Below are 17,794 nucleotides of genomic sequence, written 5' to 3'. Positions count from 1 at the left end.
AATCCCAAGGGGCGGACATCCCTAAGGTCCACGGACGCGGCTCGCCCCGCCCGCCTTGCGCCGGCCCGCCCTGCGGGTGACGATAGCCGCGCCGCGCAACCATGGCGACGGCCATCATCACAAGGAGACCGAGCATGTCCAAGTCAAGCTTTGCGTTGGGACCGGCATCGCGCCGGCGGCTGGCCCTGCTGCTGGCCTGCGGCCTGAGCGGCTGGGCCCAGGCCGACGAGGGCGACGCCACGCTGGGCGTCACCAGCAGCGTCAAGCTGCCCGCCCAGGCCCAGGGCAAGCCGCCCAGCTGGGCCGGCAAGGCCTTCCGCCAGGGCGTGGTCTCGGTGGCCAACCCCTATGGCGCAGAGGCCGGCGCGCAGATGCTGGAGCGCGGCGGCAACGCCATCGATGCGGCCGTGGCGATCGCCTATGCGCTCAATGTGGTCGAGCCGCAGTCGGCCGGGGTCGGCGGCGGCGGCTTCATGCTGATCCACCTGGCCGGGACCGGCCAGACCTTCGCGATCGACACCCGCGAGAAGGCGCCGGCCGGCGCCACGCCGGACATGTTCGTCGGCGTGCCCAATGCCTCGCTGCAGGGCGTGGCCGTCGGCGTGCCCGGCATGGTGCGCGGCACCGCGCTGGCCCTGCAGCAGTATGGCAAGCTGCCCTTGGGCCAGGTGCTGCAGCCGGCCATCCGGCTGGCCGACGAGGGCTTTGCCGCCACGCCGCGCTATGCCAGCGTGAGCTGCAATGCGCGCTCGACCAACTCGCCCGAGGCGGCCGACTATTTCTGCCCCGGCGGCGTGCCGCCGACGGTCGGCGCGCTGGTGCAGAACAAGCCGCTGGCCGAGACCTTCCGCCTGATCGCCAGCCACGGCCCGGACTGCTTCTATCTCTACATGCCCGACAAGGGCTGCGACATCGCCAAGGGCATCGTCGAGGGCCAGCAGTTCAACCGCCCGCAGGCCCCCGGCGGCAAGGGCGGCAGCATGGACTACGCGGACCTGGCCGCCTACCAGCCGGCCCTGCGCGCGCCGATCGAGGGCCTGTACCGCGGCTACCGGATCAAGGCCATGTCGCCGCCCTCCTCCGGCGGTCTGACCCTGATCCAGATGCTGAAGATGCTGGAGCGCTTCCCGATCGGCGACGCTGCCCAGGGCTACGGCTTCGGCGCGCTGAAGACCACCAATGTGATGGCCGAGGCGATGCGCCTGGCCTTCGCCGATCGCTCGGTCTGGATGGGCGACTCCGACTTCGCGCCGGTGCCGGCCAAGGGCCTGCTGCATCCCGTCTACGTGGGCCAGCGCGGCGCAGCCATCCTGCCCAACTACCGCATCACGCCCAACCCGGCGCCCGGCGACCCGCGGCCCTTCGAGCTGGCCGGCACCGAGCCCGGCCGGCTGATGGCCGTGGCCGAGCCGGTCACCGGCCCCGGCGAGACCACCACCCATTTCTCGGTGGTGGACAAGTGGGGCAATATGGTCAGCTACACCAACACGATCGAGTCCTCGCATGGCATCGGCGTGTTCGCCGGCTACCGCCGCGCCGACGGCAGCTTCCGCAGCCTGGGCTTCCTGCTCAACAACGAGCTGACCGACTTCAACACCGTGCCGAGCACCAACCCCTACACCGGCGCACCCGGCTTCAACGATGTGCAGCCCGGCAAGCGCCCGCGCAGCAGCATGACGCCGGCGATGATCTTCACGCCCGAGGGCCGGCCGCTGATCGCCTTCGGCTCGCCCGGCGGGGCGACCATCATCAACTCGGTGTTCAATGTCGCGCTGAACCTGATCGACCACAAGATGAGCATCCAGGACGCGATCGATGCGCCGCGCCTCTCGGTCACCGCGGCCGGCAGCGCGGTCTCGGTGGAGCCGGGCTTCCCGCAGGCCACGCTCGACGGCCTGCGCGGCTTGGGCTACACCGTGGGCGTCACCGAGATCGGCTCGGTGCAGGCGGTGATCGTCGACCGCCAGACCGGCAAGCAGTACGGCGCCGCCGACGCCCGCCGCGAGGGCACGGTGATCGGCCTGCCGCGCTGACACGGCACCGGCGCGGCCGCTAGTGCGGCCGTCCGCGCTGCTCGGCCAGCAGGCGCCGCTCCGTCCGCAGGGCCTGCGCCAGGCCCGCCTCGCCACCGCGCTCGGCGGCCGCGATCAGGGTCTGCTCCAGCAGGTCGCGCTGGGCATGGCTGCCGCCGAAGCGGTGCGCATGGCTGCGTATCGGCCGCAGCAGCTGCACGGCCTCGCGGTAGCGGCCCTCGGCATAGGCCAGCATCGCCTCGGTGGCCGGCCGGCCGACCTCGCGCAGAAAGGCCGCGTTGTCGCCGTCCTCGCGCAGGCCGCGCTGCTGGGCGGCGCGCAGCTCGCGCACCAGATCGGCACGGCCGGCGCCGGCAAAGGCCATCGCCGCATGCATGTCGTTGAAGGCGTAGTTGGCGCTGCCGGCATGCGGCGCCCAACGCTCGGCCAGCGCGGTCCAGCGCGCCGCCCCGACCTCCACGCCACGCAGCCGCAGGCGCCACAGCAGGGCGCTGGCGTCCAGCAGCTCCAGCACCAGCTCGGAGCGGCCGCCCTTGATCGGGCCGTCGTAGAGCGCCAGCACCGCGTCGACATCGCCCTCGGCCAGGTGGTAGAGCGCCAGATGCCACCAGTTGTGCACCGCCAGGAAACTGTCCTGCTGCCAGCCCGGGTTGCCGCGCATCCAGGCAATGCCCTCGGCGCGCCGGCCCTGCATCTCCAGCACATGGGCCACCGCATGCTGGGCCCAGCCGTCGTGCGGCTCCAGCGCCACCGCCTCGCGGCCGAGCCGCTCGGCGCGCGCATAGTCGCCGCATTCCTCCAGCCCGAAGGCCTGCATGGCCAGCACCGCATGACGCCCTGGCATGCCGGCCGACCAGGCCGGCAGCGCCCGCGCGATGCGGTCGCGCAGCATGCGCGCATCGCCGGTGAAGAAATCGATCTGCTGACCGGCCTGCAGCGCCAGCACGTCCAGCGGCCAGGCAATGCTCAGGTCCTCCAGCAGCAGGCCGGCGAGCTGCCAGCGCCCCGCGGCGAGCGCCTCGAGCGCCGCCAGATGCGCGGCCTCGCGCCCGTTGTGCGGCAGCGCGCGCGCCCGGGCCAGCGCCTCGCGCACCGGCGCCAGCGCCGGCGCCTCGGTGCTCAGCAGCAGCAGCCAGGCCTTCAGCACATGGGCCATCACCAAGTCGGGCGCGGCGGCCAGCGCGGCCTCGACGCTGGCGACCGGATCGCCGCGAAAGCAGCGGAACTCGTGCAGGCCTTGCTCCAGCGCGGCGAGCGCCGCAGCATTGCCGCCCGACAGGGGCAGGTCGAGGACATCGCGCATCGGCGTCTCCCGTGATGATTCCAGCCCCCAGCTTGGCGCGCGGCCGCCACGCCGACTCAGATCCGCCGCGAGTAGCGCAGCTGCAGGAAGTTCTCGCCCGGGTTGGGCCGCCTGATGCCGGCATTGGAGAAATGCTGCAGGCGCAGCGCCAGCTCCTGCTGCCGGCCCGCCCCCCATTCATGGCCCACGGCCAGGTGGTCGCCAAAGTTGAAGCGGGTGCTGAATTGCTTGTCGCGGTTGCGGTAGTAGTTGCTGTGAAGATGAGCGCCGATCCCGGCCTCGACAAACCAGCCGGGCGCCCCGCCGGGCGAACGCAGGCGCAACGCCGGTGTCACCCCGAGGTCAAACAGCCACGCGCTGCCGCCATGGGCACCCTCGCTATGCCAACGCCCCAGCGACAACTCCCAATGCCCGCTGACATGGCCCCAGCCCAGCTCGCGCTGCCAGCCCCAGTCCCAGACCAGGCCGGCGGTGACGCTCTGCGCCCTCTCGGCCACACCCAGCTGCGCGAACACCGTCTGCGGCCGCCAGGGCGCCGGCTCCTCTGCACGGCCCGGGAGGGCCGCAACGAGCAGCAGGGCCAAGACCAGGCATCGAGGAGAGCTAAGACGCGTTTTCACGATAAGCGCAGCGGCGTTGATCCGCTGATCATTGTTGGCGAAACTGCGAAACCCTGCGCCGTCCCCACGGTCGAGCCGTGCGTCCTTCTTTGGCAGAGCCCTGAGGTGGAGCATGCAGCGAAGGCCCCTCCTTCCTGTATCCGGTGGAACGCCATATTGACAAATCTCTCATCCGGGGCGATACGCAGGGCGGTCGGTGTCGACCCAGGGCCCGCGGGCTTGCACCAGCTCCCCCAATCGGGAGAGACGCCTCTGCACCGATCACGGTAGGGCGCGCTGGGGGCCCTGCGGCAAGATCAACCGTGAACGGCCATCCCGGCCCGCCGAGGTTCTCCATCATGCTCAAGCCATTGCTCACCCAAGGTCCCGACACCCCCCCGCGTCGTGACTTCCTCGAAGCCGCCGCGGCCCTCGGCCTGACGGTGCTGGCCGGTCCGGCCTTGGCCCAGACCGCCGGCAGCGGTGCGCCCGAGCTGATCCTGCGCAACGGCCGCATCACGACGCTCGACCCGGGCAGGCCCGAGGCCATGGCGATCGCTCTGAAGGCCGGCGTGGTGATGGCCGTGGGCAGCGACGCCGAGATCTCCAAGCTGGCCGGCGGCGGCACGCGCATCGTCGACCTGGCCCGCCGCCGCGTGATCCCGGGCCTGACCGACTCGCACATGCACATCATCCGCGGCGGCCTGAACTACAACCTGGAGCTGCGCTGGGACGGCGTGCGCAGCCTCGGCGCGGCACTGGAGATGCTGCGCGAGCAGGCCCGGCGCACACCGTCTCCGCAATGGGTGCGGGTGGTCGGCGGCTGGAACGAGTTCCAGTTCGAGGAGCGCCGCATGCCCACCCTGGCCGAGCTGAACGCGGCCGCGCCTGACACGCCGGTGTTCGTGCTGAACCTCTACAACATGGCCTTCCTGAACCGCGCGGCGCTGCGCGCGGTGGGCTATACCAAGGACACGCCGCAGCCGCCCGGGGCCATCATCGAGCGCGACGCCAAGACCGGCGAACCGACCGGCCTGCTGCTGGCCGAGCCGAACGCCTTCGTGCTCTACAACACGCTGAACTTCGGCCCCAAGCTGGATCCCGAGCAGCAGCTGAACTCGACCCTGCATTTCATGCGCGAGGAGAACCGCCTGGGCGTGACCTCGGTGGGAGATGCCGGTGGCGGCTTCCAGAACTACCCCGAGGACTACGGCATCATCGACAAGCTGGCCAAGGAAGGCCGGCTGACGGTGCGCATCGCCTACAACCTGTTCCCGCAGAAGGCCAAGCAGGAGCTGGCCGATTTCCAGCGCTGGGCCAAGATGGGCCGGCCCGGCGACGGCACGGACTTCTACAAGCTCAACGGCGCCGGCGAGATGCTGGCCTTCTCGGCCGCCGACTTCGAGGACTTCCTGATGCCCCGGCCCGAGATGCCGGCCGCGATGGAGAACGATCTGGAGGGCGTGGTGCGCTTCCTGGCCGGCAACGGCTGGCCCTGGCGCATGCATGCGACCTACGACCAGACCGTGTCGCGCGCGCTGGACGTGTTCGAGAAGGTGCATCGCGAGCTGCCGATCGACAAGCTGGGCTGGTTCTTCGACCATTGCGAGACGGTCAGCCCGGCCAATCTTGAGCGCATCAAAAAGCTGGGCGGCGGCATCGCGATCCAGAACCGCATGTCGATGCAGGGTGAGTACTTCATCCGCCGCTATGGCCTGAAGGCCACGGCCGAGACCCCGCCGGTAAAGCGCATGCTGGAGATGGGCCTGCCCGTGACCCTGGGCACCGACGCGACGCGCGTCAACAGCTACAACCCCTGGCAGGCGCTTTATTGGCTGGTGTCGGGCCGCACCATCGGTGGCGCGGTGCTGTACCCGGAGGAGCGCCGCCTGGACCGCATCGCCGCGCTGAAGCTGATGACGGCCGACGGCGCCTGGTTCTCGCGCGAGAGCGGCAAGAAGGGCGTGCTCAAGCCCGGCTCCTTCGGCGATCTGGCGGTGCTGGACCGCGACTATCTGACGGTGGCCGAGGACCAGATCCAGGACATCACATCGGTGCTGACCGTCGTCGCCGGCAAGCCGGTGCATGGCAGCGGCGCCTACGAGACCCTGGCCCCGGCGCTGCCACCGGCCGCACCGGACTGGTCGCCGGTACGCCGCTACGGCGGCTACCAGGCGCGCAAGAGCGCGGCCGTCGGCGCCAGCGAGCGGGAGCGGCGCTACCACTATGCGGCCATGTGCGCCTGCGCCAGCGCCTGTGGCCTGCATGGGCATGACCATCTGGCGGTTGCCAGCGCGGCGCAGAGCCGCGGGCCCGAGACGGGCGCCTTCTGGGGCGCCCTGGGCTGCAGCTGCTTCGTTTAGGCCCGACCCCTACCTGCGCGCCTCCCCGCCTGGAGGCGGCGATCAGCGGCGCCAGCCTTCGTGGTCGTAGGGGTGGTGGCCGTACTGGCGGCCGTAGCGGTCGTAGCGGTCGTAGCGGTCATGGCGATTGGGCACGCCGTCGCCATCGCGGTCCCAGACCGGGTTGTAGAGGCGGTCGCGCCGGTTCGGGATGCCATCGCCGTCGCGGTCCCAGCGCGTGGGCTGCTGGTACTGCGGATACGGCGCCGCATAGCGGGGATAGACCGGCGCCTGGTGGCCGTAGACCGGCATGTCGCTGCCGATGGTGACGGACCAGCGGATGTCCTCATCGCCGCCGCGGGCGCTGGCGGCGCCGGCGCACAGGGCGCCCGCCAGGCCAAGCCCGGCGAGCAGGAAACGCTTGTAGCTGTCGATCTTCATGGCTGCAACTCCTTGTGGTGGCCGTTGGCGGCCGGCCGCATCGGCCACCCCGCCCCCGTTCAACGGCAGCCGCCGACGCGCCGACGACCGCCGGGCGGTGAAGCTCGGCAAAGCTCCATGAAGCCCCCGTATCGCCCCGGAACATCGGTGAGCAAATGAAAGTTTGGATGGTTCGCGCCCACATCCTTTGTTGCCCCTGACCGCACCCGCCGATGAACACCGATCCCGCCGTCACCGGCGCCTGGATCAGGTCCGGTCAGGGTCCGAATGGGGGGCCGGATCATGCCGAAATCCACAACGATGCATTGATCCCCAGCGCATTTTTCTTTGCTCGGTCAGCGCCCAAAGTAGAGCCCATGGACGCAGCGCAAGGCGCAACAAGCAAGCCCCAAGCGAGGTCCGGCAACGCAACCCAAAGGAAATCATCATGAAGAAGCTGACCGTCATTGCCCTGTCCCTGATCGCCGCCGGTGCCGTCATGGCCGATGGCCTGAGCCGCCAGCAGGTCGTGGCCGAGCTGCAGCGTGCCCGCAGCACCGGCGAGCTGAGCCAGTGGCAGAGCGAGAACCCCGAAGCCTTCGGCCGCGGCATCGCTGCCGGCGGCTCGCAGACCAGCCGCAGCGCCGTGCTGGCCGATCTGAAGCAGGCCCGCGCCAATGGTGAACTGGAGCGCGTCGACAGCGAAAGCTACGGCCCCAGCCTCGCCTTCACGTCGACCAAGAGCCGCGCCGAGGTGTTTGCGGAACTGCAACAGGCCCGCGCCAACGGCGAGCTGCAATTGCGCAACGGCGACCACTCCGACTATCCCCAGCTGGCTGTGCTGAAGCAGAACCAGTCGGCGAACGAGCTGCTGGCCGGCACCCGCTGAGCAAGCCCGCTCTCCCGAGCAAAAAGAAAGGCCCGCCGGCAGATTGCCGGCGGGCCTTTGTCCTTGCCCGGCAGCGCCATGTCGGGCGTTGCGGGCGACTCATCGCATCATGACTCAGAAATCGGCCCGGCCGGCCAATATCCCGCTCCCCCAAGTCGGGGACAGCATTCGCACCGGCGCTTGCGGCACAGTTGTTACGCAACTCCGGGAGCTGATGATGGTGAATCGGTTGAACAGCCCTCATGCGGAAGGCCTGTCGCGCAGGCTCCAGCACAATGCCCAGGACGCCTGCCTGGAGATCCCGCCGGGCCATGTCGGCCCCTACTGGCTGGCCGGCTCGGGCCGGCTGGTCTGGTGGACCGGCCGGGTGGCGATCGGTCTGCGCCACGAGGTCCGCCCCCATGACGAGGCGCAGGCCCAATCGGCGCGCTGGGTGCAGCGCCTGTATCTCGACCGCCGCGGCGACGCGCTGCTGAACTGAGCGCCGGGGTCAGGGCTTGCCGGCCGCCGCCGGCATCGCGGCGGCCGCTCCCAGCTTGAGCCTGACATGCACCGCGGCCCCCTCGGCCGCACGCGACTCCGGCGTCAGCATGCGCACGCGCTCCGTCGCCACGCCGCGCGTCAGCATCTGCTGCCGGATGCCCTGGGCGCGCTGCTGGGCCAGGCTCTGCAGCTGGGCCTCGGCGACCGGTTCGCTGTCCTGCAGGCGCTGCTTGATCAGATCATGCAGATCGGCGCCACGCAGGCGCGCCGCCTCTTCCTCGCTGAGCGGTGGCGGAGCGGCCTTGAACAGGGTCTTGACCTTGTCCAGCGCCGCCGCGGCCACACCGGGCTTGTTCACATCGGGATTGGCCTGGCGGTAGCGGACGCGCAGCTGCTCCAGCGCCGCCGCGCCGAAACGCTGCACGAACAGGGCTTCCAGCGCCTTCTGTGCCTCGGGCTGGCGCGTGCCGACCGGACCGGGGTCGCGCTCCGCGCCGACCTCGCGGCCACGCTGCTTGGCATAGGCACGCCGCAGGCTCAGGTCCTGCAGCGCCGCCTTGTCGGCCGCCGGGTCGTAGGCCCCCGCCACCTCCAGGGCCAAACCGGGCCGCTGGCCCAGGGCCTTGGCCAGCTGGTCGAGCTTCTCGCGCTCGGGCGGCTGCAGGCCTTCGTCGCCGGCGGCGAACTGGATGTCGGCCAGCTTGTCCGTGTCGCCGCCACCGCCCAGCAGGGCGCCGATGGCGCGGAAGGGCGCGGTGACGATCTTCGTCAGCAGGCCGGTGAAGGCCTTCCAGACGACGCCGCCGATGCTGAACTGCGGATCGTCCAGGCTGCCGGACACCGGCAGGCCCAGGTCGATGCGGCCGTCGGAGTCCTCCAGCAGCGACACCGCCAGGTCCAGCGGCAGGCTGGGCGCATCGGAGCCGGGCACGCGCTCGCCCAGCTTGAGCTTGTCCATGATGATCTGGTTCTCGCCCTTGAGCTGGCGCGACTGCAGCTTGTAGTCGAGATTCAGCGAGAGCTTGCCCGAGTCGATGCGGCGCCCGGCGAAGGTGGCCGAATAGGGCGTCAGCGAGGTCATCTCGACATTCTTGAACTGCACCTTCAGGTCCATCGCGTCGGTGGGATCGGCCGGGTTCAGGGTGCCGGCGGCGCTGGCCAGGCCGTACTCGTCCACCTGTCCGCCCAGCTCCACCCGGGCCTGGTTGCCGGGCTGGGTGGACAGGCCGACGATATAGCCCTTCAGCTGATGGATATGCGTGCCGAAGGGCAAGGCCAGCGAGAGGTCGGCAAAGTCCATCTCGCCGCCGTCGAAGCGCACGCGCGCCACGTCGACGCGGTAGGGGGGCGCACCGGCCGACGCGGGGGTCTTGGCCGCCGGGGCGCTCGCGCCCGCGCGCGGATGGAAGGCCTTGACCACATTGAGCGTGCGGTCCTTGGCGATGATCAGCTTGGCGCCCAGGCCGTCCAGCTCCACGACGCCGGCCTTCAGACCATGCAGGTCGACCGACAGCCGGCGGCTGGACAGGCGCTTCCAGGCCAGGAAACGCTCCTGGTTCTGGGTGATCAGCAGATCGCGCAGCGCGAAGCTGCCCTCGAAGCTGGGCTCGCCCTTGGCATAGAGCAGGCGCCCGTCCAGATCGGCCTGGCCGCGCGCCAGCTTGAGATCGGAGACCGCCGCCAGTTGCGGGCCGGCCGGCGCCAGCGCCAGGCCCTGCAGCTTCAGGCGCAGGTCGGCCGATGGGGCGGCCGGCACGGCCTTGCCGCTCAGCTCGAGCCGCCCGCCCTCCTGCACGTCCAGGCTCAGCCGCAGCGGCACGGCGGCCTTGGCATCCTCGCTCAGCCCTTCGGCGCTGGCCTGGATGTTCTGCAGGTTCAGCGTGGCGGCGGGCTGGCTGCTCTCGTCGCGCAGCCCGACCCGCCATTGGCTGAGTTCGAACTTGCCGAGACGGTAGCGCCAGGCCTGCTCCTTGGCATTCTTGGCACTATCGGGCTCGGGAACCCCGACAGCGCCCTGCGCCTGCAGCGCCGCCGGCAGCGACAGCTGGCCGCTCGCATCACGCAGCGCGTTCAGGGTGCCGCCGCTCAGCAGCACGCGGCCCAGGCTGGCCTCGCGCGCGGCCAGCTTCAGCTGGCCCTCCTCCAGCAGCGCCGAGCCGAGTTCCAGCCAGGGCTGGGCCGTGCTGCCGGAACGCAGTTTGAGCGCGCTGGCCTCGGCGCGCAGGTCCTGCAGCCGCAGGTCCGGCGCCTCGCGGCCGCCGACCAGCCCCTCGACCTTGAGCCCCAGCTTGAACGCGCCGACCTCGGCCGTCAGCGGCTGCTTGAAGCCGCGGTCCAGATAGCGCAGGGCCAGGCCGTCGACGCTGGCCTGCTGCACGGCCAAGGCCCAGGGCCGCGCGGCCGCCGGCTGGGCGGGTGGCGCGGCGGCGGCCGGCGCGGACGGCCGCAACCAGTCCTGCAGGTCGATGCGCCCATCGACACCACGCGCCGCGGCGATGCGGCCGCCGCGCAGCGCAATGCTCTGCAAGCTCAGGCGGCGCTGCTCCAGATCCAGCTGGCCGCCGGCAATTGTCAGCGCATCGAGGCGCAGGGCCGGCTCGGCATCGTCCTTGCCACGCAGCGCCAGGCCCTGCAGCCCCGCTTCCAGCCGATCCAGCTGCAGGTCCAGGCGCTCGTTCGCATAGCTGGCCCGGTAGCCGAAGCTCAGCGAGGCCTTGCCCTGCGGCGGCGCCATGTTCAGATGGTCGCGCAGATAGGGCCACAAGCGCTCCAGCCCCAGATTGTTCAGCACGAACTCGCCGTTGGCGCGCAACGGGTTCAGTGCCAGCTCGCCCTTCCAGCGCAGCACGGCGTCCGCGCCCAGGCGGGCGGCCAGCGTGTGCTGGCCCTTGTCCTCGGGCAGGGTGGACAGCTCGTGCAGTTCGAAGTCGAGCGGATCGAGGCGGGTCTCGAAGCCGCCGGCCACCTGGCGGTCGGCGAAGTCGACGCGACCCTGCGCCAGCGCGAAATGGCGCACCACCAGGCGGGTCAGGTCTTGCTCGGCCGCCGGCGGCGGCTCGGTAGACGGGCCGGCCAGCGCCGCAAGAAAATTCAGCCAGTTGAGCCTGCCGTCGGCCAGCAGCTCCAGTTGCACCGCCGGGCGCTCGAGTTGCAGCTGGTCGAAGACATAGGCGCGGCGCGGCAGGCTCGCCAGTTCGAAGTCGGCGAACAGGCGCTGCAGCGCCAGCAGCGGCTTGCCCTGCGGCTCCTGCAGCGCCACGCCCTGCAGCTCGACCGTCAGGCCGAAAGGATTGAAGCGCGCTCGCTCGATCGTCAAGCGGTAGCCGCTGCGCTCGCCCACCAGCTTGGGCAGCCCCCAGCGCAGCAGCGGATCGAAGGCGAACCAGCCCAGCAGCAGATAGAGCAGGTAAAGCCCTGCAACAATCCGGGCGGGCAGGCTGAGGAGGGCACGGCGGAGGCGCGCAAGCATGGGAAGGCGGTTCCTCTGGAAGGCTGGGTCGGTCGCTCCAGTATAGAAAAGCGCGTCGCCCGTGGCGGCCGCCGGTTCAGCCCAGCAGGCGCAACAGTCCGTAGAGGGAGAGGCCGCCGGAGCCCACCAGCAGCACGGTCTTCATGGAACGGCTGCCGATCAGGGCGCCGACGACGCTGCAGGCCAGGATGGCGCCAAAGATATAGATGGTCTTCATGCCGCCATGTTAGGGCCGAATGAGGGGCCTGCCGGCAAGTGGGCCCGGGCCGGTTCTGTCCGCGCCATGCGTCTCGAAGTACATGGCGTACAGCGAATGGCAGCTGGCCATATAGACCCGGTTGTTCTTCGGGCCACCGAAGCAGAGGTTCGCGCAGCGCTCCGGCAGGCGGATGAAGGCGAGCGGCTTGCCCTGCGGGCCGAACACCATCACGCCGTGTAGATGCGGTACTTCGCGAAGCTCGGGTCCAGGATCAGGACCGCCGGGTCGGGGTGGCGCTGGTTGGGCTTGAAATCGAAGGCCTGGGCCCAGGCGCCGGGCGGCAGGCCGGCCAGGCTGCTGCCGGCCGCCGTCTTCAGGAAGCCGCGGCGGGCCGCGATCGGGATTCTCTTCGTCATGCGGGTCTTGTGGTGCTGGCGAAGAACGGGCCGCCGCGGGCGGCCCGGGCAGGCGCACCGGCGCTCAGGTAATCGGCGCGGGATTGAACAGCACCAGGGCGTTGTGCAGCTGCCACCGCTCGGCCCAGGTCTTCCTGCGGCCGCTCGCCACGTCCAGCATCAAGCGGAACATCTCCCAGCCGAGCTCCTCGATCGAGGCCTCGCCGTCGGCGATGCGGCCGGCGTTGATGTCCATCAGGTCATGCCAGCGGCGCGCCAGCTCGCTGCGGGTCGCCACCTTGATGACCGGCACCTCGGCCAGGCCATAGGGCGTGCCGCGGCCGGTGGTGAACACATGCAGATTCATGCCGGCGGCCAGCTGCAGGGTGCCGCAGATGAAGTCGCTGGCCGGCGTGGCGGTGTAGACCAGGCCGCTGCGGATGCCGCGGTCGCTGAGCTTCTCGCCGGGCGAGAGCACGCCGCCGATCGGCGCGCTGCCGCTCTTGACGATCGAGCCCATGGCCTTCTCGACGATATTGGACAGGCCGCCCTTCTTGTTGCCGGGCGTGGTGTTGGCGCTGCGGTCGGCGCTGCCGCGCTTCAGGTAGGCGTCGTACCAGGCCATCTCGCGGATCATCGCCTCGGCGATCTCGGGGCTGGCGGCGCGCGCGGTCAGCTGGTCGATGCCGTCGCGCACCTCGGTGACCTCGGAGAACATCACGGTGGCGCCGGCGCGCACCAGCAGGTCGGTGCAGAAGCCCACGGCCGGGTTGGCGGTCACGCCGCTGAAGGCATCGCTGCCGCCGCATTGCACGCCCACCACCAGCGCGCTGGCCGGCACGGTCTCGCGGCGGCGCGCATTCAGGCGCTGCAGGTGCTGCTCGGCGGTGCGCATGATCGATTCGATCATCGACATGAAGCCGACATGCGCGCCGTCCTGCAGGCACACCACGTCGGCACCGATCCCTTGTGGCTCTTCGCCCTGGTCCGGCGCGATCGCGAAGCTGCCCGGCGGCAGCAGGCGCTCGGGCTGCAGCTTCTCGCAGCCCAGGCTGACCACCATCACCTCGTTGCCGAAGTTGGGGTTCAGCGTGATGTTGCGCAAGGTGCGGATCGGAATGACCGCGTCCGGTGCGTCGATCGCGACCCCGCAACCATAGCCATGCTCCAGCCCGACCACGTCGTCGACGTTCGGATAGTTCGGCAGCAGCTCGGCCTTGATGCGCCGGACCGCGAAGTCCACGACGCCGGCCACGCATTGCACGGTCTGCGTGATCGCCAGGATGTTGCGCGTGCCCACCGTGCCATCGGCATTGCGGTAGCCCTCGAAGGTATAGCCCTCCAGGGCTTCGAGCGGCGCGCGCCGGACCGTGGCGATCGGCAGCCCGTCCAGTGCGCGCGCCTCGGGCATCTCCAAGAGGCGCTCGTGGATCCAGCTGCCGGCCGGCACGGGCTTGATCACGCGGCCGATCACGACGTTGTAGCGCCGCACCGCGGCGCCCGCGGCCAGGTCCGTCAGCGCGACCTTGTGGCCCTGCGGCACGCGGTCGACCAGGGTCAGCCCATCCGGGAAACGGCTGCCGGCATCCAGCCCACCCTCGTTGGCGACGATGGCGACATTGTCGGCCTCGTGCATCTTGATATAGAGCGGCGTACTAGCAGTCATGATGTGTTCTCAACAGCTGTATTCCCAAGCGACGCCCGCGGATCCGGCTCCGCCGGTCCTACGGGCGTGCCTCCTTGAGGGGGCGGCCGAAGGCCGTAGGGGGTGGTCTTTTCAGTCGGCGGTGATCTTGCCCACCTCGATCACCTTCTTCCAGCGCGCGAACTCGGCGGCCTGGAAGGCGGTGAACTGCTCGGGCGTGTTGCCGACGATCTCGAAACCCAGCTCCAGCAGCTTGGGCTTGACCTGCGGGTCGTTCAGGCCGGCGACCAGGGCGCCGTGCAGCTTGGTCTTGATATCGGCCGGCAGGCCCTTGGGCGCGGCGAAGGCCTGCCAGGAATAGACCGTCACGCCCTTGTGGCCGAGTTCCTCCATCGTCGGTACCTCGGGCAGCAGCGGCGAGCGCTTGGCGCTGGTGATGGCCAGCGCGCGCAGCTTGCCGGCTCTGATATTGGGCAGCCCGGTGTTGATGTTCATGAAGGTGGCGTCCACCTGCCCGCCCAGCAGGTCGGACATGGCCGGCGCGCCGCCCTTGTAGGGAATATGGGTGGCGCGGGTGCCGGTCTCCTGCCAGAACAGCTCGGCGGTCAGATGGTCGGAGGTGCCGTTGCCGGCCGAGGCGAAGGTCATCTTGTCCGGGTTGGCCTTGATGAAGGCCAGCAGTTCGGCGAAGGTCTTGTGGGGCGAGCTGGCCGGCACCGCCAGCACATTGGGGGCCTGCACGGCCACCGTCAGGTAGTCGAAGTCCTTCAGCGCGTCGTAGCCGGCGTTCTTGATCAGGTGCGGGCCGATCACGAAGGGGCCGAGCGACGAGACGAAGACCGTGTAGCCGTCCGGCGCCGCGCGCTTGGCCGTGGCGGCGCCGACCGTGCCGCCGGCGCCGGCCTTGTTGTCGACGATGAAGCTGCCGCCGAGCTTCTCCTGCAGCTTCGGCCCCAGGGTGCGGGCGATCATGTCGGTGGAGCCGCCCGGCGGGAAGGGCACCAGCAGGGTGACGGGCTTGGTGGGCCAGGTCTGCGCGAAGGCGCCGGCCGCGGTGGCGAGTCCGAGGGTCAGGGTGGCGATGATTCGATGCATGTCTTGTCTCCGGGTGTTGTTGTACGGCGGGTGGGCGGGTGGACGGATTCGAGGCGGGGTCAGGGCTGCTTGCCGACCTCGCACCGCTCGCGGACCCAGGTGCGAGCCTGCTCGCTCAAGGAGACGCCCAGGCCGGGCCGCGTCGGCACCAGCATGCGGCCGTCCCGGATCTCGAGGCGCTCGTTGAACAGGGGTTCGAGCCAATCGAAATGCTCGACCCAGGGTTCGGTCGGGTAGCAGGCGCCCAGATGCACATGCAGCTCCATCGCGAAGTGCGGTGCCAGCATCAGGCCCGCATGCTCGGCCTGCGCGGCGATCTTCAGGAAGGGCGTGATGCCGCCGACGCGCGGCGCGTCCGGCATCAGGTAATCCGCGGCGCGGTGGCGGATCAGCTCGCCATGCTCCAGCGCGCTGGTCAGCATCTCGCCGGTGGCGATGGGCGTGTCGAACTGGGCGGCCAGCGCGGCATGACCCTCGTGGTCGTAGGCGTCGAGCGGCTCCTCGATCCAGACCAGCTGGAACTGCTCGAACACGCGGCACATGCGCTGCGCCGAGGCGCGGCTCCATTGCTGGTTGGCATCCACCATCAGCGGCACGCCGTCGCCCAGATGGCGCCGCACCGCCTCGACGCGCCGGATGTCGAGCGCGCCATCGGGCTGGCCCACCTTCAGCTTGATGCCGCCGATGCCGCGTTCGACGGAGGCCGCGGCATTGACCAGCAGTTGCTCCAGCGGCGTGTGGAGAAAGCCGCCGGAGGTGTTGTAGCAGGCCACCGAGTCGCGGTGCGCGCCCAGCAGCTTGGCCAGCGACAGCCCGGCCCGCTTGGCCTTCAGGTCATAGAGCGCGACGTCGAAGGCCCCGATGGCCTGGGTCGACAGGCCGCTGCGGCCCACCGACGCGCCCGCCCAGCACAGCTTGTTCCAGAGCTTGGCGATGTCGCTCGGGTCTTCCCCGATCAGGGACGGTGCCAGCTCCCTGGCATGCGCAAACTGAGCGGGCCCGCCGGCGCGCTTGGCATAGCTGAAGCCCAGGCCTTCATGCCCGTCCGCCGTGCGGATCTCGGCGAACAGCATCGCGATCTCGGTCATCGGCTTCTGCCGGCCGGTCAGCACCTTGGCGTCGCTGATCGGCGTGGCGAGCGGCAGGTAGCAGGAAGACAGGCGGATCCAGGCGATGCGATCGCCACCGGAGCTGTGGGCTTGGGTCATGTGAACGCTACCATTGTGACACCACCAAGATCGGTGTTATCACCTATGCCTGGTTGCGTGCTTGTCTCGGGCCTTGTTTGGCAAATGTTAACGTTAACAAATCGGAGTCGTCAAACCCGTGTTTGTAAAGCCCGACAATCGCCACCGGGGCATCCGCACCTTGGCGCCGCCCCGCTCCCCGACTGCCACCCTCGCCCTCCTCCATGTCCAGCGCTCACCCCAAGTCCGTCACCCTCCACGATGTGGCCCGCAGCGCCGGTGTCTCCCCGATGACGGCCTCGCGAGCGCTGAGCAGCCCCGAGCGGGTCTCCGAGGCCACGCTGGCCAAGGTGATGCAGGCGATCGAGAGCACCGGCTACATCCCCAATCTGCTGGCCGGCGGACTCAAGTCCAAGCGCAGCATGACCGTGGCGGCCCTGGTGCCGGTGATCTCGGTACCGCAGTTCCTGCCGACCATCCAGACCCTGACCGAGGCCCTGGATCGGGCCGGCTACCAGCTGATCCTCGGCCAGACCGGCTACGACCATGGGCGCGAGGCGGCTCTGCTCAACACCATGATCGGCCGCCGCGTCGACGGCATCGTGGTGGCCGGCCTGCTGCAGCATGGCGAGGCGGCGCGGCGCCTGAGCCGCCTGGGCATCCCGGTGGTCGAGACCTGGGACATGACCGAGCGGCCGCTCGACTCGGTGGTCGGCTTCTCGCATATGAAGGTCGGCAGCGCCGTGGCCGGCTATTTCCTCAGCAAGGGCTGGCAGCGCGTCGGCCTGGCCACGGCCGACGACCAGCGCGCCGGCCTGCGGCGCGAGGGCTTCGTCTCGACCCTGGGGCGCGACGTGCCGACCGCCACCGTCAAGCCGCCCACCGGCGTGCCGCATGGGCGGCGCGCCCTGAGCGAACTGCTGCGGCTCGACCCGGGGCTGCGGGCCGTCTTCTGTAGCTCGGACGGCCTGGCCGAGGGCGTGCTCACCGAGGCGCACTCGCGCGGGATACGGGTGCCGGAGGACCTGGCCGTGTTCGGTTTTGGCGGTGCCGAGTTCTCGGCCCATCTGGAGCCTTCACTGAGCACCGTGCATATCGACGGCGCGGCCATCGGCCAGCATGCGGCCGAACTGATCATCGCCCGCTGTCGCGGCGAGACCGTCGATCAGCGCATCATCGACGTCGGCTTTCGCATCATCGAGCGGGCATCGACCGCTGCGGCTCCGGCAGGCGAGCCGCGCTTCCGGTCATGACGGCGGCGAGCCAGGCGCGGCCACGCGGGTGGTGGCAGGCGCTCAGGGCAAGATGGGCGATACGGGCGGCCCGAAACGCCGCGCGCTGAGATCGGCAAAGGCCTTGAACAGCCAGGGTGCGCCCGGCCGGATGGTGTACAGCCGCTCATGACCGGTGGACTTGCGGCGCAGGGTCAGCAGGTGGTCGGGCAAACCCAGCAGCACGCTGAGGTCCGGCTCGCGATCTTCGATGACCTCGAAGTCCGCCGGAGCATAGCCCTCGGCCTTCATCGCTCCGGCCAGCAGCACCACTTCGCTCAGATTCACCGCTGTGCTGTTCAGGGGGCTCGGGCTCATCGGCTATCCCGCTTGCAAAGGGATTGAAGAATTCCGGAGCGCGTCGATCGCGCCCCGGGGAGGCTCGGGCTTACTGCAGGGACACCGGCTGTCCGACGAACAGCGAGGCCGACTGGCGCTTGATGGGCGCCAGGTGCGCATAGTCC

At 70.1% G+C, this 17,794-nt stretch carries 15 protein-coding genes and 1 pseudogene; 5 read left to right on the top strand and 11 right to left on the bottom strand.

The window, feature by feature from the left end; genetic code table 11:
* The first annotated feature begins 134 nt into the window (after window positions 1-134).
* Window positions 135-2,033, top strand: a complete 1,899-nt coding sequence (ggt, locus tag AC07OQ_RS03405; RefSeq protein ID WP_495051684.1) for a gamma-glutamyltransferase — start codon at window positions 135-137, stop codon at window positions 2,031-2,033.
* Window positions 2,034-2,052: 19 nt separating this feature from the next.
* Here the strand turns inward: ggt and AC07OQ_RS03400 are convergent, their stop codons facing one another.
* Entirely contained in the window at window positions 2,053-3,336 is a 1,284-nt protein-coding gene (locus tag AC07OQ_RS03400) for a tetratricopeptide repeat protein (protein ID WP_495051683.1), read from the bottom strand.
* Between the two features lie 56 nt (window positions 3,337-3,392).
* Window positions 3,393-3,920: an acyloxyacyl hydrolase gene (locus AC07OQ_RS03395; RefSeq protein WP_495051682.1), complete on the bottom strand. Its 528-nt coding sequence runs from the start codon at window positions 3,918-3,920 to the stop codon at window positions 3,393-3,395.
* A 374-nt stretch (window positions 3,921-4,294) separates the two neighbouring features.
* Between AC07OQ_RS03395 and AC07OQ_RS03390 the strand changes: the two genes are divergently transcribed.
* Window positions 4,295-6,298: an amidohydrolase gene (locus AC07OQ_RS03390; protein ID WP_495051681.1), complete on the top strand. Its 2,004-nt coding sequence runs from the start codon at window positions 4,295-4,297 to the stop codon at window positions 6,296-6,298.
* A 42-nt stretch (window positions 6,299-6,340) separates the two neighbouring features.
* Here the strand turns inward: AC07OQ_RS03390 and AC07OQ_RS03385 are convergent, their stop codons facing one another.
* Entirely contained in the window at window positions 6,341-6,718 is a 378-nt protein-coding gene (locus tag AC07OQ_RS03385) for a hypothetical protein (RefSeq protein ID WP_495051680.1), read from the bottom strand.
* A gap of 427 nt (window positions 6,719-7,145) precedes the next feature.
* Between AC07OQ_RS03385 and AC07OQ_RS03380 the strand changes: the two genes are divergently transcribed.
* Both AC07OQ_RS03380 and AC07OQ_RS03375 read left to right on the top strand, forming a co-directional pair.
* Window positions 7,146-7,586 carry a DUF4148 domain-containing protein gene (locus AC07OQ_RS03380; protein ID WP_495051679.1) on the top strand — a complete coding sequence of 147 codons (441 nt, stop codon included), beginning with the start codon at window positions 7,146-7,148 and terminating at the stop codon, window positions 7,584-7,586.
* Between the two features lie 229 nt (window positions 7,587-7,815).
* Window positions 7,816-8,067 carry a hypothetical protein gene (locus AC07OQ_RS03375; RefSeq protein WP_495051678.1) on the top strand — a complete coding sequence of 84 codons (252 nt, stop codon included), beginning with the start codon at window positions 7,816-7,818 and terminating at the stop codon, window positions 8,065-8,067.
* A 9-nt stretch (window positions 8,068-8,076) separates the two neighbouring features.
* On the opposite strand, the gene AC07OQ_RS03370 is transcribed toward AC07OQ_RS03375, so the two are convergent.
* The 7 genes and pseudogenes from AC07OQ_RS03370 to AC07OQ_RS03340 form a co-directional block, all read right to left on the bottom strand.
* Window positions 8,077-11,538 (bottom strand): DUF748 domain-containing protein, encoded by a 3,462-nt coding sequence (locus AC07OQ_RS03370; RefSeq protein ID WP_495051677.1) that lies wholly within the window; start codon window positions 11,536-11,538, stop codon window positions 8,077-8,079.
* Between the two features lie 76 nt (window positions 11,539-11,614).
* Entirely contained in the window at window positions 11,615-11,755 is a 141-nt protein-coding gene (locus AC07OQ_RS03365; RefSeq protein ID WP_495051676.1) for a hypothetical protein, read from the bottom strand.
* Between the two features lie 9 nt (window positions 11,756-11,764).
* Window positions 11,765-11,977: pseudogene (locus AC07OQ_RS03360) on the bottom strand (SMP-30/gluconolactonase/LRE family protein); the annotation flags it as partial.
* On the bottom strand, window positions 11,965-12,153 hold the full coding sequence (locus AC07OQ_RS03355; protein WP_495051938.1) for a hypothetical protein: 189 nt from the start codon (window positions 12,151-12,153) through the stop codon (window positions 11,965-11,967). The pseudogene AC07OQ_RS03360 and the gene AC07OQ_RS03355, both read right to left, overlap by 13 nt.
* 64 nt (window positions 12,154-12,217) lie before the next feature.
* Complete coding sequence (gene garD / locus AC07OQ_RS03350) at window positions 12,218-13,798, bottom strand: galactarate dehydratase (protein WP_495051675.1); 1,581 nt, start codon at window positions 13,796-13,798, stop codon at window positions 12,218-12,220.
* 111 nt (window positions 13,799-13,909) lie between these two features.
* Complete coding sequence (locus AC07OQ_RS03345; RefSeq protein WP_495051674.1) at window positions 13,910-14,872, bottom strand: Bug family tripartite tricarboxylate transporter substrate binding protein; 963 nt, start codon at window positions 14,870-14,872, stop codon at window positions 13,910-13,912.
* 59 nt (window positions 14,873-14,931) lie between these two features.
* Window positions 14,932-16,080 carry an L-talarate/galactarate dehydratase gene (locus AC07OQ_RS03340; RefSeq protein ID WP_495051673.1) on the bottom strand — a complete coding sequence of 383 codons (1,149 nt, stop codon included), beginning with the start codon at window positions 16,078-16,080 and terminating at the stop codon, window positions 14,932-14,934.
* Window positions 16,081-16,283: 203 nt separating this feature from the next.
* Between AC07OQ_RS03340 and AC07OQ_RS03335 the strand changes: the two genes are divergently transcribed.
* Window positions 16,284-17,312, top strand: coding sequence for a LacI family DNA-binding transcriptional regulator (locus tag AC07OQ_RS03335; RefSeq protein WP_495051672.1), 1,029 nt, complete (start codon window positions 16,284-16,286; stop codon window positions 17,310-17,312).
* Window positions 17,313-17,354: 42 nt separating this feature from the next.
* On the opposite strand, the gene AC07OQ_RS03330 is transcribed toward AC07OQ_RS03335, so the two are convergent.
* Window positions 17,355-17,648, bottom strand: coding sequence for a hypothetical protein (locus AC07OQ_RS03330; RefSeq protein WP_495051671.1), 294 nt, complete (start codon window positions 17,646-17,648; stop codon window positions 17,355-17,357).
* Window positions 17,649-17,794: the final 146 nt, after the last annotated feature.

Source organism: Roseateles sp. GW821-FHT09B06 (assembly GCF_059418245.1).
This window is presented reverse-complemented; position numbering and strand designations above follow the sequence as displayed.

Coding starts and splice junctions, on each gene's coding strand:
- ggt (WP_495051684.1), top strand. CDS start 135: ATGTCCAAGTCAAGCTTTGCGTTGGGACCGGCATCGCGCCGGCGGCTG.
- AC07OQ_RS03400 (WP_495051683.1), bottom strand. CDS start 3,336: ATGCGCGATGTCCTCGACCTGCCCCTGTCGGGCGGCAATGCTGCGGCG.
- AC07OQ_RS03390 (WP_495051681.1), top strand. CDS start 4,295: ATGCTCAAGCCATTGCTCACCCAAGGTCCCGACACCCCCCCGCGTCGT.
- AC07OQ_RS03385 (WP_495051680.1), bottom strand. CDS start 6,718: ATGAAGATCGACAGCTACAAGCGTTTCCTGCTCGCCGGGCTTGGCCTG.
- AC07OQ_RS03380 (WP_495051679.1), top strand. CDS start 7,146: ATGAAGAAGCTGACCGTCATTGCCCTGTCCCTGATCGCCGCCGGTGCC.
- AC07OQ_RS03370 (WP_495051677.1), bottom strand. CDS start 11,538: ATGCTTGCGCGCCTCCGCCGTGCCCTCCTCAGCCTGCCCGCCCGGATT.
- AC07OQ_RS03365 (WP_495051676.1), bottom strand. CDS start 11,755: ATGAAGACCATCTATATCTTTGGCGCCATCCTGGCCTGCAGCGTCGTC.
- AC07OQ_RS03355 (WP_495051938.1), bottom strand. CDS start 12,153: ATGACGAAGAGAATCCCGATCGCGGCCCGCCGCGGCTTCCTGAAGACG.
- garD (WP_495051675.1), bottom strand. CDS start 13,798: ATGACTGCTAGTACGCCGCTCTATATCAAGATGCACGAGGCCGACAAT.
- AC07OQ_RS03345 (WP_495051674.1), bottom strand. CDS start 14,872: ATGCATCGAATCATCGCCACCCTGACCCTCGGACTCGCCACCGCGGCC.
- AC07OQ_RS03340 (WP_495051673.1), bottom strand. CDS start 16,080: ATGACCCAAGCCCACAGCTCCGGTGGCGATCGCATCGCCTGGATCCGC.
- AC07OQ_RS03335 (WP_495051672.1), top strand. CDS start 16,284: ATGTCCAGCGCTCACCCCAAGTCCGTCACCCTCCACGATGTGGCCCGC.
- AC07OQ_RS03330 (WP_495051671.1), bottom strand. CDS start 17,648: ATGAGCCCGAGCCCCCTGAACAGCACAGCGGTGAATCTGAGCGAAGTG.